Source organism: Pseudanabaena yagii GIHE-NHR1 (assembly GCF_012863495.1).
GTDB classification, from domain to species: Bacteria; Cyanobacteriota; Cyanobacteriia; order Pseudanabaenales; family Pseudanabaenaceae; genus Pseudanabaena; species Pseudanabaena yagii.
In genome coordinates this window covers 41,603-55,255 of sequence record NZ_JAAVJL010000003.1, presented here as the reverse complement: position 1 = coordinate 55,255, position 13,653 = coordinate 41,603, and the positions used below count along the sequence as shown (strand labels likewise).

14 protein-coding genes are annotated in these 13,653 nt (G+C 41.8%); 3 read left to right on the top strand and 11 right to left on the bottom strand.

What is annotated here, in order from left to right:
* On the bottom strand, nucleotides 1-624 hold the full coding sequence (locus tag HC246_RS20385; protein WP_169365290.1) for a Uma2 family endonuclease: 624 nt from the start codon (nucleotides 622-624) through the stop codon (nucleotides 1-3).
* Between the two features lie 200 nt (nucleotides 625-824).
* On the opposite strand from HC246_RS20385, the gene lpdA reads away from it, so the two are divergent.
* Nucleotides 825-2,228, top strand: a complete 1,404-nt coding sequence (lpdA, locus tag HC246_RS20380; protein WP_169365289.1) for a dihydrolipoyl dehydrogenase — start codon at nucleotides 825-827, stop codon at nucleotides 2,226-2,228.
* A 57-nt stretch (nucleotides 2,229-2,285) separates the two neighbouring features.
* Nucleotides 2,286-3,140, top strand: a complete 855-nt coding sequence (locus HC246_RS20375; RefSeq protein WP_169365288.1) for a hypothetical protein — start codon at nucleotides 2,286-2,288, stop codon at nucleotides 3,138-3,140.
* A 141-nt stretch (nucleotides 3,141-3,281) separates the two neighbouring features.
* Here the strand turns inward: HC246_RS20375 and HC246_RS20370 are convergent, their stop codons facing one another.
* From HC246_RS20370 to HC246_RS20360, 3 genes are all read right to left on the bottom strand, one after another.
* The gene (locus HC246_RS20370) at nucleotides 3,282-4,556 is read right to left on the bottom strand and encodes a sensor histidine kinase (RefSeq protein WP_169365287.1); all 1,275 of its coding nucleotides are present in this window, start codon (nucleotides 4,554-4,556) and stop codon (nucleotides 3,282-3,284) included.
* Nucleotides 4,557-4,665: 109 nt separating this feature from the next.
* Nucleotides 4,666-5,187 carry a photosystem II protein Psb27 gene (locus HC246_RS20365; protein ID WP_169365286.1) on the bottom strand — a complete coding sequence of 174 codons (522 nt, stop codon included), beginning with the start codon at nucleotides 5,185-5,187 and terminating at the stop codon, nucleotides 4,666-4,668.
* Nucleotides 5,188-5,283: 96 nt separating this feature from the next.
* The gene (locus HC246_RS20360) at nucleotides 5,284-5,463 is read right to left on the bottom strand and encodes a hypothetical protein (protein WP_169365285.1); all 180 of its coding nucleotides are present in this window, start codon (nucleotides 5,461-5,463) and stop codon (nucleotides 5,284-5,286) included.
* A 71-nt stretch (nucleotides 5,464-5,534) separates the two neighbouring features.
* Here HC246_RS20360 and HC246_RS20355 point away from each other — a divergent pair, with 71 nt between their 5' ends.
* Nucleotides 5,535-6,815, top strand: coding sequence for a DUF4912 domain-containing protein (locus tag HC246_RS20355; RefSeq protein ID WP_169365284.1), 1,281 nt, complete (start codon nucleotides 5,535-5,537; stop codon nucleotides 6,813-6,815).
* A 109-nt stretch (nucleotides 6,816-6,924) separates the two neighbouring features.
* On the opposite strand, the gene HC246_RS20350 is transcribed toward HC246_RS20355, so the two are convergent.
* The 7 genes from HC246_RS20350 to HC246_RS20320 form a co-directional block, all read right to left on the bottom strand.
* Nucleotides 6,925-8,016, bottom strand: a complete 1,092-nt coding sequence (locus tag HC246_RS20350) for a RuBisCO accumulation factor 1 (protein ID WP_169365283.1) — start codon at nucleotides 8,014-8,016, stop codon at nucleotides 6,925-6,927.
* Nucleotides 8,017-8,263: 247 nt separating this feature from the next.
* Nucleotides 8,264-8,791, bottom strand: a complete 528-nt coding sequence (locus HC246_RS20345) for a tetratricopeptide repeat protein (RefSeq protein ID WP_169365282.1) — start codon at nucleotides 8,789-8,791, stop codon at nucleotides 8,264-8,266.
* Between the two features lie 368 nt (nucleotides 8,792-9,159).
* Nucleotides 9,160-10,329, bottom strand: coding sequence for a glutamine-hydrolyzing carbamoyl-phosphate synthase small subunit (gene carA, locus HC246_RS20340; RefSeq protein WP_169365281.1), 1,170 nt, complete (start codon nucleotides 10,327-10,329; stop codon nucleotides 9,160-9,162).
* 128 nt (nucleotides 10,330-10,457) lie between these two features.
* The gene (locus tag HC246_RS20335; protein ID WP_126387581.1) at nucleotides 10,458-10,976 is read right to left on the bottom strand and encodes a VOC family protein; all 519 of its coding nucleotides are present in this window, start codon (nucleotides 10,974-10,976) and stop codon (nucleotides 10,458-10,460) included.
* Nucleotides 10,977-11,115: 139 nt separating this feature from the next.
* Nucleotides 11,116-11,694, bottom strand: coding sequence for a hypothetical protein (locus tag HC246_RS20330; RefSeq protein WP_225903072.1), 579 nt, complete (start codon nucleotides 11,692-11,694; stop codon nucleotides 11,116-11,118).
* Complete coding sequence (locus HC246_RS20325; RefSeq protein ID WP_318655982.1) at nucleotides 11,678-12,280, bottom strand: ABC transporter permease; 603 nt, start codon at nucleotides 12,278-12,280, stop codon at nucleotides 11,678-11,680. The genes HC246_RS20330 and HC246_RS20325 overlap by 17 nt, the downstream gene beginning before the upstream one ends.
* On the bottom strand, nucleotides 12,267-13,490 hold the full coding sequence (locus HC246_RS20320) for a hypothetical protein (protein WP_169365280.1): 1,224 nt from the start codon (nucleotides 13,488-13,490) through the stop codon (nucleotides 12,267-12,269). Before HC246_RS20320 ends, HC246_RS20325 begins: the two co-directional genes overlap by 14 nt.
* Between the last annotated feature and the right edge of the window lie 163 nt (nucleotides 13,491-13,653).

The window sequence follows — 13,653 nt, the reverse complement described above, 5'->3', positions numbered from 1 at the left end:
TCACATCCTAGCATTCAAAACTTGCTCAGCAGTTAAGTTCAAATTTGGAAATGTGGGCGAAGCGATCGCATCATTACCGCGAAACAAATTAATTTCATACTCTCCATCTACCAAAGTACAGATCGAAAGAGTAGGTTGTTTTGGTTTGCCGATATGTCGAATCCCACCCAAACCTAAATAATCAGCAATCCAATATTCAGGAATACCTAAAGCCGCATAATCCTCAACCTTACGCGCATAATCATTTTGCCAATTACCACTCACAACTTCCGCGACAAACTTAATTGAGCTACCCCTTGTAATGATCGATTGTTCTTGCCAGAGCGGTTCTTTTGCAACTTCCGTTCGATCTATAACCATCACATCAGGACGAAAAGCCGTCATACTCGCACTAGAGGGACGAAATAATCCTCTTTGCAACACAAACCAAGGCAAACCTAATTGATCGATCTGCACACAGATTTTTGCCGTGATCAAAGCCGCAACTTCCTCATGCTGCCCCGTTGGTTCCAAGTCGAATATCTCTCCATCAATCAATTCATAGCGATTATCACCACCATAACGGGCAATAAACTCATCTAGGCTGACAGGTTGATGCTGTACTTGTGCGATCGCAAGGGTCATAGCTCATCTAGCCCCAATTAGTATTTTCAGCTTACCAAATTTTAGAATAACCTAAGAGATGAGTGGCGGTGCTTCGCGCCGCCACTCATCTCTTAGGTTTTGATTTTCCTGTGCATTGCTATAGTAGCTAACGCTGACTAGCTAACACGATGTCCAAACGATGCAAAAATAGTAGATCGATTCTACTGGAGAAAGATTAGGTGTCGGACAAATTTGATTACGATTTGATCATTATTGGTGCTGGCGTTGGCGGACATGGCGCAGCCCTCCATGCCGTTGCCTGTGGCTTAAAAACGGCGATCGTCGAAGATGGCGTAATGGGCGGAACCTGCGTTAATCGTGGTTGCATCCCCTCCAAGGCATTACTAGCCGCTTCGGGACGGGTGCGCGAAATGCGAGCAAAGTCTCACCTAAAGGCATTAGGCATTGATGTCGGTGAAGTAAATTTCGATCGCGGGGCGATCGCTAGTCATGCCGATAACTTAGTACTGAAATTGCGCGGCGACTTGACCAATAGCCTCAAACGATTAGGCGTAGATATTTTGGAAGGTCGTGGTCGTGTGGCTGGCGTGCAGAAAGTTAGTGTTGGCAGTAAGACTTACACCGCAAAAGACATTATTCTTGCTACTGGTTCCGAGCCATTTGTCCCTCGCGGTATTGAAATCGACGGCAAAACCGTCTACACCAGCGATCAGGCTGTACGTCTAGAAACCTTACCCCAATGGGTCGCAATTATTGGTAGCGGTTACATCGGTCTAGAATTTGCTGATGTTTACACAGCGCTAGGTTCAGAAGTAACGATGATCGAAGCGTTAGATATTTTGATGCCAGGGTTTGATCCTGATATTGCCAAGATCGCGGAGCGTGTACTTCTCAAACCTCGCGATATCGAAACGAGAACTGGTGTATTCGCTACCAAGATTACGGCTGGTGCTCCCGTCAAGATTGAACTTACCGATGCCAAAACGAAGAAGGTAGTAGAAGTTCTGGAAGTGGATGCTTGTTTGGTTGCCACAGGAAGGATTCCACTTACGAAGGATCTTGGTTTAGAAAACGTAGGTATTGCGCCTAATCAGCGTGGATTCATTGATGTGGATGACACGATGGCAACTTCCGTTCCTCATCTTTGGGCGATCGGGGATGCAACAGGCAAGATGATGTTGGCTCACGCAGCTTCGGCGCAGGGTATTGTCGCTGTGGAAAATATGTGCGGTCGTGCTACCACCGTCGATTATCAAAGCATCCCTGCGGCAGCATTCACCCATCCTGAAGTTAGCTTTGTCGGTTTGACGGAACCACAGGCTAAGGAAAAAGGTGCAGCAGAAGGCTTTAAAGTAGCTACAGCCAAGTCTTACTTTAAGGGCAATTCCAAAGCGATCGCTGAAGGAGAAACTGAAGGCTTAGCCAAGATTGTTTATCGTGAAGATACAGGCGAACTCTTGGGCGTACATATCATCGGTATCCATGCTTCGGACTTGATTCATGAGGCATCGGCAGCAATACGCGATCGCCAAACGGTGCAGAAGTTAGCAACTGTGGTTCACGCGCACCCAACGCTCAGCGAAGTCTTGGATGAAGCTTACAAACGCGCCGCCCATATCTAAATTCAGAAAGCACTCCATTGGGGTGCTTTTTTGTTGAATTTTAAGGTTGAGAAACTCATGGAATACAACATAGTCCAAAGTGAAAACCACCAAAAAATGACAATTAAAGGGAAACCTGAAGTTATCATTATTGTGTTTTTAAGTATTTGGGTTTCAGCTTGTATGACTCCATTATTGTCTTTCCCATTTATTGCGTATGACAGTCTTTATTCTATGGGGACAAAGACTTTAACCTGTGAGCATAGTGCGGTTAAAAAAGTCATTTGCCAACAAAAATCTGAGCATTTATTAGGTTATGTCAATTCTGAAGAAACTACATGGAAAGATATTACTCAAGCTGATTTTCATTTAATTACTCGTAAAAATGGTAATAATGAACAATGGATTACTTTAAAAAACGATGGTCAAGAGATAACTATATTTAGCGATCGCATGTCCACTAGTCTGAATATAGAAGCCAATGAGCTAACTACATGGGTAGAAAGATTTAATAAGTTTGTTAATTCTAGTGATGGAAAGATAGAGTTGGTTTATCCAGCAAATCAACAATGGCAGGTGTTGTTTCTACCATGCTTGTTACTATTATTTCCCATGTTTGGTCTATCGTTAGCTTACCTTTTATTACAATGGCATTGCTTGACATTTGATCGTGAGCAACAATCTTTAATTTGGGAAGTACAAACAATTTTTGGCAAGCGAAATTATCAGTTTTTATTGACGAATATTCAAGACATTAAACTAACTAAAGTGAGAGGAAGTAAGGGCGGAACTTTCTATTATATTAAAATCTATATTACTGGCAGAAAAAGTCCAATTCCTCTAGTTTCCAACTCCATCACAACCGCTCAAAATATGGCTCACAATTTAGGTCGGTTTTTACGGATTAATGTGCAAGATTTGACGAATATCTGAATGTTATAGCTATACCAGAGTAGAGTTGCGGCGCTTCGCGCCGCAACTCTACTCTGGCTTATGGATAATGCCATAACATCAGTTCGACGAAAGCACAAAATGGTAAAAATCGCAGGGCGATTTTTACCATTTTGCGCCATATTAAAAAAATGGTAAAAAGATAGTCAAAATTTCGCCATCATAGGCAGCACTACTGGAATGCATTCTGACTGTGAGTTTGCCGCCTAGAGCCTTTAATAAAGTCTTGGTAGTAGGTAAGCTCAAACTTAACGTCCCTGTTTCAGGTTGTAACATTAGCCATTGCCCCACCGCTTTGAGCAAAGGTAAGTCCCCACCACTTTGGCTAGTCACCTGCGATTGGAACTGTAATTTGAGATATTCCCCAGCACTAGTAAGAATTAATTGAATATGACTATCAGGGGGAAAGCTCCGTACTAAGCGATCCACTAGACCATTAAGAACTTGAGATAGAAGTAGAGCATTGCTAGAAATGGCGGGAATTTCCGTTGGTAAAATCATTTCCAAAGATATTTGTCGTCTTCCCGCATGTTCTTGCCAACGCATAAATCCATCACTGAGAATATCTTCAAGCTGCGTTGCTTCTAGCATAATTGGATAGCTATCTAGCTGCGCCGCCTCAAAAATCAAATTAAATCTTTCAATCTGTTCCGTACATTCAGCATCTACTCGATCTAAGCGAGTTTTGACTTCTGCGGAGACATCTTTACGGCGTTTAAGCGATCGCACCAACATTCTAATCGTCGTAAGAGGAGTCCGCACCTCATGGGTAATGGCTTTGATAATATCGACTTCTTGAATTTCAGGAATTGGTAATTCTTGATGAATGGAACTCTGCGCCATTAAAATTGCGCCAAACCTTGCCATGATCTGATAAGGAGGCATTGTTGGCGGAAATTGCTGCAATTTGGATTGCAATGAAGTCTGTTGTTCAGTACGCCGAATACGCGGTAATAAAGTTGCGATCGCAATCTGAATTGCGTGGGGATGGAATGACCAGATACAACTATGACTTTTAGTCGATGAGACTACCAAGATACTAAAAGTATCAGTGATGAGGAGACTGAACCATTCCTGATTAAGAGCATCGGACTTAGGTAGAGATACCACCTGTGTATTGCCAATGGGTAAAGTGCCTGTAGGAAATAATGAAGATTTGCTAGTAGTAAATACCCAAGTTTGTAACTCAGTTTGGCGAAAGGCAGCATTTGGGAAGATGTAGGGATGATGCGTAAGGAGTATCCCCTTAAACTGCCTCTGCATCGAAAATTGCTGAAGTACAGCGATCGCACGATGCCAAAATTCCTTTGCGTCAGTTTGGTGCAACTCTTCGACAAACTCACGGGTTTGTGGGTCTTGGTGCAATGCCTCGTATATAGTTGCCAATCCTGTCGCCAATGTTTGTCATCCTCACACTATAGCGGGTTTCAAAATATTAAGGCTTGAGGAATGTCGCAAAGCGGCGTTCCTCAAACATAAGACCAGCCCCTTTCTAACGTCTCTGTGCCTAACGTCCCTGTGCAAGCGCCGCTTCAGCACGATCAAACTCTTGGAGCAGGCGATCGCGTACCTTCGCAGGAACTGCGCGCTTGACAGTGCCATTGTAATATCCTGCCAAGGTATTTAGAGCTGTCAACATTGTTGTATAGGAGTAAAACCCATTCTTGTCGCGATCGGCACGATAACGCGAGACATAGGCGTTAATCTTATATCGAGCCGATGCCTTTACTGCTGCACGATTATCAGCATTTTCAGGCAAATTAATTGCTTCCCGCAAAGTTTTGATTGTGTCCGTCGTATCAGCAACATAGTTGCCAGTCAAACCTGCATTAACAAGGGTCTGAATTTCTTTGGTAGTCAAGCTTTCGTTCTTTCTCGAAAACAAGGCTGCATTTGCTTCTGAGGTGAAACCACCGATTACCACTAATACTGCCAAAGCGAATGCGATCACTGAACGACATAAGCCTTGTAAAGAACCTTCTAAAGATTTATTTAAAGACTTAAATAAAGACCCGTATTTTGCCTTCATAGTTATAAGTTTATGAAATTACACATTTTGTTGTCCCTTTAATCTTATGGCTTTTGGGACAACCTCCCCTAGTATCCAAAGGAGGGGATCGCAATGTCATGAAATCATAACATTGCGATCCCCATGAAAATTAGCTACTGTGATCGCCACAACAATGACAGGTATTTGGTTTTGGCTAAGTATTTGTACTGCTAAGACTGCATAAATGAGCCTAAACCAATAGAAGATAAACCTTTCAGCCATTGACCATTCAAAAAATTTTGGCAAAATGGACATAGCTACAGTCCGATTCCTCAGTTTTATGAAATTGTGGAAAATCTAATTACAAGCAGTTGGAGGTTAATTGTATGGCGAGGGAACGTCCTCCCCTAGAAGAAATGACCTTGCGTCAACTTCGTAAAGTAGCAGCAGAGCTAGAAATTTCTCGCTATAGTCGAATGCGAAAATCTCAGCTACTTGCTGATATCCAAACCATTCTTTCCGCTCAAGGCACAGCCTCAACCCAAGCAGATAGCAGTAACTCGGAGACACAAGAAATCGTGGAAGCATCAAAGTTTAATTTGGGTAGTGAAGAAACAGAAGAAAACTTAGAATCACTTGCCGCTATTGATAAGAGCATTGGCGATCTCCCTACTGGTTATGGTGAAAGCCGCATCGTCTTACTACCCCGCGATCCCCAATGGGCTTATGTTTATTGGGATGTACCTAATGCTCACAAGGAAGAGTTGAGAAAGCAAGGTGGACAACAGTTGGCGCTACGTTTGTACGATGCTACTGATGTGAACTTAGACTATCAAACTCCCAATAACTTACAAGAATACAATAGTGACGAACTCGCTCGTGAATGGTATTTACCTATTCCAATTAGCGATCGCGACTATGTTGCTGAACTTGGCTATCGTTGTGCCGATGGTCGTTGGTTAGTCCTCACTCGTTCTAAGGTTGTCCATGTTCCCCCTGTATTCCCTTCGGAATGGGTAGAAGATAACTTCATTACTGTACCTTGGGATCAAACCCTCAAAGGTCAGACCTTCTTCACATTGGTTCCTCCTGAGAAGAAAGCAGCACCTGCTCCCGAAGAAGTATCTACCACCGATACTTCCTACGACGAAATCTTCAACATCGCTCGCGAAGCCGAAATTCAACGTATTTCTGGTTCACTCTATGGCTCGATGCAGCATGAATCTGGAATCGGTATGGCTCCTGAATCCATTAGCTCCTACATCTTCCCATCGGGTGCAGGCTTGTTTGCTGGAGCAGCAGGTGCGCTTAGTGCTAGCGGCATCAACTACTCTGGTATCGGTATGGAGTCTAGCTATAGCTTCTTCTCTAGCGAAGCCCCCATCCGTCCTCGCCAGTTCTGGTTAGTTGCAGATGCGGAGTTGATTGTCTATGGTGCAACCGAGCCTGATGCTTCGGTCACCATTGGCGGTCGTCCCATTAAGCTCAACTCTGATGGTACATTCCGCTTCCACACATCTTTCCAAGATGGTATCCAAGATTATCCTATCTTTGCGGTAGCAGCAGATGGCGAACAAAATCGCGCCATTCACATGAAGTTCGAGCGTCAAACCCTTGAGCGCCGCACCAATACTAAGGAAGAAGCAATTCCTGAATGGATTAGCTAAACTTCAATACTCTTAAAACAAAAAGCCCTGCAATGCAGGGCTTTTTGTTTTATGTCTAGGTGCAAAATGATAAAAATCGCAGAGCGATTTTTATCATTTTGGAGTTTCTCTATTCCTCAAACTGCCAACGATCTTGAGATGCATTTTCGTCAAAGAAGCGTTTGGGGCGCAATGTTAAAGTAACTTTGCCAAGGATTTCTACCTCTGGCTGGGAGTCAAACCATGCAAATTTGAGATTGCCATCTTGATCTGCGATCGCAAAATAGCTATTTTCATCCCAATCCCTTTGGGCGCGATCAACTAATATCAGGATGTCCTCAGCGCGATCGCGAACGGCGCTAAGTACTTCTTGAGAAATGGCAGCTTGCAAGGTATCAGTATTACAAGAAATAATCACGCCATCTTCGGCTTGATGTACCACAAACCATCCAGGAAGAGTAGCCCAAGTAGCCTTACTATCGGAATGCACAATGCCAAAAGGAGCTATTTCTGTTACTTGAGGAACTGCTTGAAACTGGGCTACCGACAGAGGCAGTGTGCCTACTACAGGCAGGATACGGGGGATATCATCCTCACCATCGTAACGGAAGGTGGGTAAACTTGGAGCTTTCTTTTTAGAGGGATTTGCCATATCAGTGAGCAACCGCTCGATCGCAGCACGAGCTTTGTCACTATGGGCAAACCTTAGACCTCGTGCGATCAATCTTGTGCGTTCCTGTGGATCGATTTTGCCCTGTGCAGCTTTGAGAATTTGCAAAACTACTGCATCCCCCGGATGACGGGTAAATCCCTCTGGTAAATTCGCGACTGTCGAAGCTTCCTTTAGTGCTTTAACTACATCCTTAGCCTCTAATACATCAAGATTTTTCTCAAGGGCAAAGGTTGCCATTGTTACCCGTTCCGATTGATTGAGTACGCGCAACTCATGAAGAATATCACTGCCTTTTTGTTCAAAGTGAGCTAGGACTATATCTGAGGCATTGCCTGCTTGCAAACTAGCATAAACCTGTGAGGCAACGACAATCTGATTTTGTTGGATTGGCTCAAAACCTGTATTTTCAAAGATAGCAAGGGAACTTTCACCCATTTTTTGAAGCATTTGGCAAGCTATTCCCCACTGCACCCAAGTTCCTTCCTTATGGCGTAAGAGTCTTAATAGTCCTTCAGAGTCAGTGGGAAGTGTTGGTACGGGAGTTGGCATAGTTGTAATACAAAATCAAATGAGGGAAGGATTGATCACCATAAATATCATCGCACTTTAGATGTTAAATTTTTTCGCTCATCTGGGTAAGTAGGTAAAGCTATCTCAAAAAAGACAGCTAAGAACTTATACTTATAGCAATTTTAGATTAAACGAACCATAGGAGACTTTTTGAAAGTTTTCCAAAGCAACCCTTTCAAAAAGCCTCCTAATATAAATCAGTGAAAGTAAATGGAATGAAAAGTTATTACTTAGGAAGTTTGTCAATTTTCTCAATTACGGTAGTTGCAGCATTAGCTTTTTCTGTCAAACCACTCTTCTTGAATAATTCAGCAGCTTTCTCAAGATCAACCTTCGCTCCTTGTAAATCCTCTGATTGAGCCTTCGCTAATCCGCGAGTATAGTGAGGATCGCCATCTTCAGGGGTAAGATGAATCGCTTCATTGAGATCGGCGATCGCACCCTTATAATCCTTGAGTTTCGCTTTTTCGGCTCCACTATTGTTGTAGGCTTGAGCAAAGTCTGGACTAATTCTGATGGCTTCTTTATACTCAGCGATAGCCCCCTGACTGTCTCCAGCTTTCGCTTTTTCAACACCACTGTTGTAGTGTTTCGCAGCTTCTTCAGAAGGTTTTTTTGAAGTAGTAGCTGAAGTTTCTGCGGTCGTCTTAACCTCAGTTCCACCTGATACGTTTACCTTAGCTTCGCAAGCATAAAGAAAGCTACCAATTAGAGAAACCAATAGCAGTCCACGCAATTTTAATAATGAATTCATTACAATTTATTTTTCCCTATGTAATTTAGCCAAGTATTCCCTGCTATAAATCTATAAATTTCGGATGATGATAATTCCCCCCAATAAGGCAAGAAAAGATATCATTTTTAAATGAATACTGATCTCTCATTGATTTATTTATAGCTAATATAATAATACAACATTATGTATGTCTTCATTTTAGAGAATTACACTATCAATAAAATTGTTTATAAAGCTAATAGACCTGTTGTGTAATAAAGACTAAAATTGCTGAAATCTTTACAGAGATTAGCTTTTAAGGCTTTTAATTAAAGAACCCTAAAACCATTGCCCAATCTAGACTACAAGACTTTTTTAGCCTATTTTTCAACAGGTCTTATACAGACTTAAGCAGCGACTTGTTTAGAGAGTTTATGTTCGCGCATGGAATTCACAAAACGCTCGAATAAATAATCGGCATCGTGAGGACCGGGGCTTGCCTCTGGGTGGTATTGCACCGAGAAAATGGGTAGGTTTTTATGTTCTAAACCTGCAACAGTATGATCATTGAGGTTGATATGAGTTAGCATCGCGGGAGATTGCTCAAAGGATTCTCCAGTCAACGCAAAACCATGATTTTGGCTAGTGATTTCCACTCGGCGATCAGCATTTTCAGCTTGGTTTTGGGCTGGTTGATTGAGTCCGCGATGTCCAAATTTGAGCTTGAAGGTGTCCCCGCCCATCGATAAGCCTAAAATCTGGTGTCCTAGACAAATTCCAAACATTGGTTTGTCCGCAGCTAGCAAAGCCTTAGCGGTTTCAATGCCTTGGGTAACGGCGGCAGGATCGCCAGGACCGTTGGATAGGAAGATGCCATCGGGGTTGTAAGAGAGAATCTTTTCGGCGGGGGTGTCGGCGGGAACAACGATCACGCGGCAACCATAGCTGGCAAGTCGGCGCAAGATATTTCGCTTTACGCCGAAGTCGATCGCAACAACTGTTAAGGCTTCACCTGTTAACTGTGATGGCTCCACAAATTCCCATTCAGAGATGGTTTTTTCTGTCCATTCATAAATGCGATCGGTGGAAGCTTCTTGCGCGAGGTTCTGCCCTTGCATCGAAGGAGCTGCTTTTACTTGAGCCAATAACACTTCAGGATCGAGGATTTCCGTAGAGATACCGCCATTCATTGCACCGAGCGATCGCAGTTTGCGGGTGAGCGCACGAGTATCAATGCCCGTAATACCAACAACATTATGAGCCTTGAGGTAATCAGGTAAGGACTGACGCGATCGCCAATTGCTAGGTACTACCGTAATATTTCGCGCAATTACACCACGCACCTGTGGACGATCGGATTCATCATCTTCAGGCGTTACGCCCGTATTACCAAGTTCAGGACAGGTAAAAGTCACAATTTGTCCTCGGTAGCTGGGATCGGTCATTACCTCTTGGTAGCCAGTCATACCTGTATTAAATACCACTTCGCCGATCGCGGTTCCAGACGCGCCAAACGCATAGCCACGGTAACAAGTACCATCCGCCAAGACCAAAATCGCTGCTTGCTTTGTTGCCATATCTTCAAATACTCGTTCGTTGCGGTCCACTATTCAGATACTTATTTTGGACACTAGCGATCATTCTAAACGTTATCTAGGTCACAAGATCAAAAAAGAGGACTTGCAATGCAAGTCCTCTTTCGGGTTTAGCTGATGACTTCAGCAATTTCAATTACCTGTCCATCAGGATCTTTGACTAAAAAGTTAAGTGGCTTTTCGCTACGGACTTTGTGCTTAATGCCTTTAATTTGAATTTGCAACAAGAGTTGTTCTACACAGTCGCGATTAAAACAAATATGCCGACTGCGATTGGAATCTGTGGTATTTGCTCCTGGAACGATATGCAGTTGCACATTCTTCTTTAGTTGATACCATGCGCCTTCCATGTCTGCTGAATATTTAGACTTAGCGGTTCGTGCCGTGGCAGGGATATAAATAGGATCAGCAGGTGCACCCATGCCGTATTCATAGCCATAGTAGTAATGTAGCGGCACATCGGCGATCGGTAATTTCAACTCGCCTTCATAAAAATATCGCGCTTGATCGAGGTCAGAAACCATGATCGTATGTACTTTTGGTGCGCTGGTGAGAAACATCCACATGGCAACAGCGTATGCACCGAGCAGCATAACCATGATGCCTTGAGTAGAAAACAGTGACTCCATCGTAAAGCAACTACATATTTAAGAGACTTAGCTTTTTAGTTTAACGCAAATGTCATGGGTTTAAGTTAGTACAGTAACACTTTGAGACTAGTGACCTATTTCATAGGTGAAATATAACTCAAATTGCATGTAGCAAAGTTCAGGATGCACGAGGCTTGTCATGGATATTCATGCCATATAGAAACATATGGAGAATTTCGAGGGGTGACATGGGTGGACTGTGAATCATGATGTCGTCGTTGCTAGGGTGGAGATGAAAACGTATATTTCGCTCATCGTTGCTATGATCTGGCAGATTAAGATCGATTCTTAGAAAAGGAACTTGAGTCTCTCCTTCTTTTTGAGGGAACCTTATTTCAAAATCAAATCCTATAATTTGAGCAGGTTTGCAAGTTTCATCTATAGTGATTGCGAAATCAAACCAGCAGCCATTGTGAAGTTTAAAATGGGGAATATCGTGAGTGCGATTAAAATTTTTTCCTCCACCCATAATTTCTGCATAGCCTTTTTTGCTGATTTGAGATGATGCACCTTTTTTAAGCAACTTACGAATTTCATCTTGCTTGGCATTTAAAATCTTTTCATCACTGGCAGTTGTTAAGCATTTTAAAATTTCTGCCCATAAAGAAGTTGCATTTTTTACTTCGAGGTATGTGTTGTTTAGAGAACGTTCTTGAATCCCCACGCACATCTTTTGCCAATTATTTTTGTCGCTCAAGCAAGTCACCTCGATCAAGTAAAATTAGCCACTCCCCATATTCTGGATCGGTTGGAAGTTGACGATTTTCCGCTAAAGCAATTACATCATCATTAGTTTTGCCAGTCCATTCTTGTAGTGCTGCTAGACGGCGATCGCATTCTTCATCACTCAGTATTTCTGCATCTTTTTGCAAATAATATATTCTTGCACCTAACCAACTCACAAAATTAGGGGCATTATGTATCATTAAATTATTAGCTTGCTCAGAAATTATAAGCAATCCACCTTTATTACCTTTATCCAATCGACTTCTCAAAGCATCGAAGATTTTCCATTCGTTATTTTCCCAAGTATCTAATTCCCATAGCAAAAAATATTCTTCTGATGCTTTGCTAATATCATTAATTACAGCTCTTGCACCAGATTTACCAGATATGCTAGCCGTAATACATTCACTGAAAATCTCAATAGTATCTTGTAAGTCCGTAACTATCGATTCTATATCATTAATATCAACAACAAGAACCATCCAGATATTTCCATCTGGTCGCGCCCCAATTCTTTGTAATAATTCATCTACGGAAGACAGTCTATCGATTAACACGTCTCTTTATTCTCCTTGTATTTTCTATAAGTGGAACTAATATTGGATGAACAGCAAAACGTTGACGAGGATACCCATATTCCAAAATATGCCCTGTGAGCATCAATTCAAAATCTTCAGAAGTTCTTGGAGAAAATGATTTTTCAGTCATAACTGAAACAAGAATATCTATACTTAAATCAGCTAATCCAATTGTTTTTGAACGTTCTATAGCTGCAATTGCTTGGTTTGCATGTTGTTCCATAATTAGATCTGAACCATCCATATAAGCCTCTTCAATTGCTGCTTGACTAAGAGACATCAAATCTCTTAAAACCCCTCCAGAATGAGATATCAGTAATTCTCTTGCCTCTTGATTAATGAGTTTTTCAGGATCTCGCACATTAAAAATCTCTGAAAAAAATTGTCGTGATTCATCATCTTCTAATATATCTAAATATGGCAAGAAATAAAAATTCTCTGTGTTTTTTGCAATATTTACCCTCTCTGTGTATAGAGCTACAATAGAACCTACAAGAATTGCTCCAAGTCCATGCTTATTAATTTCAATTACGTCATCAAGAACAGGTTTAACAAATGTTTTAGATTCTCTTAGTCTATCTAGACTATCAAAAAGAAATACAACCTGTTTAGCTAGTTTCTCATTAACGAATGTACTTGTCTTGATAAAAGCTTGTAAAACTGAACTTCGATTTTCTCGCGTCTCAGTAGTAGTAAATGATTGGGAATTTCCAGTTTTTAGTATACTCTCTATAGCCCCTATACCTTGTGCTAATCTTTGTTGATGGTACGTAACAATTTCGCTATTTCCATATAGTAATCTCTCAAATATTCTCTTAGAATCATTTAGTTCAGAGGTATTGTATCCTTGCAATATTTTTATTAATTCAAGACCTGCTATTGCAATTAAAGCGCCAGATTGAAGCTCAGAAATATCAGTAAAAAGACTGATATCAACATAGATAGCTTTAATATCTTCTAACTCATTTAAAGCTTCTTGCGTTAATAGTAACTGTGTTGTTTTTCCCGAACCAATACCACCAAACAATAAATGTACTGAAGAAGGACGAAGTGCAATTTTACCAGTAATAACTCCTACAGGATTATCGGGCAGATTGACATAAAATCCCCGTTCGACAGCACGTTGAGGATTAGAAGTACCTTCAAAAGCTGATATCAGCCTGCGGAAAAGTTTCAGGCGATCTGACATAACATTTTTAATGAGAGGTTAGTGTTTATATATTAGAGGATTTATTGCGTCCGTAGGGGCAAAGCATTTGCGCCACAATTTTAAACTCACCACAGAAACCTCGATCCGCAAATGCTTTGCCCTCTATGCTTTCACAGAAAAATTGTCCCTGCGTTGTGAGTTT

Coding starts and splice junctions, on each gene's coding strand:
- HC246_RS20335 (WP_126387581.1), bottom strand. CDS start 10,976: ATGGAGTCACTGTTTTCTACTCAAGGCATCATGGTTATGCTGCTCGGT.
- HC246_RS20365 (WP_169365286.1), bottom strand. CDS start 5,187: ATGAAGGCAAAATACGGGTCTTTATTTAAGTCTTTAAATAAATCTTTA.
- HC246_RS20360 (WP_169365285.1), bottom strand. CDS start 5,463: ATGTCCATTTTGCCAAAATTTTTTGAATGGTCAATGGCTGAAAGGTTT.
- HC246_RS20345 (WP_169365282.1), bottom strand. CDS start 8,791: ATGAATTCATTATTAAAATTGCGTGGACTGCTATTGGTTTCTCTAATT.
- HC246_RS20355 (WP_169365284.1), top strand. CDS start 5,535: ATGGCGAGGGAACGTCCTCCCCTAGAAGAAATGACCTTGCGTCAACTT.
- HC246_RS20350 (WP_169365283.1), bottom strand. CDS start 8,016: ATGCCAACTCCCGTACCAACACTTCCCACTGACTCTGAAGGACTATTA.
- HC246_RS20385 (WP_169365290.1), bottom strand. CDS start 624: ATGACCCTTGCGATCGCACAAGTACAGCATCAACCTGTCAGCCTAGAT.
- HC246_RS20375 (WP_169365288.1), top strand. CDS start 2,286: ATGGAATACAACATAGTCCAAAGTGAAAACCACCAAAAAATGACAATT.
- carA (WP_169365281.1), bottom strand. CDS start 10,329: ATGGCAACAAAGCAAGCAGCGATTTTGGTCTTGGCGGATGGTACTTGT.
- HC246_RS20320 (WP_169365280.1), bottom strand. CDS start 13,490: ATGTCAGATCGCCTGAAACTTTTCCGCAGGCTGATATCAGCTTTTGAA.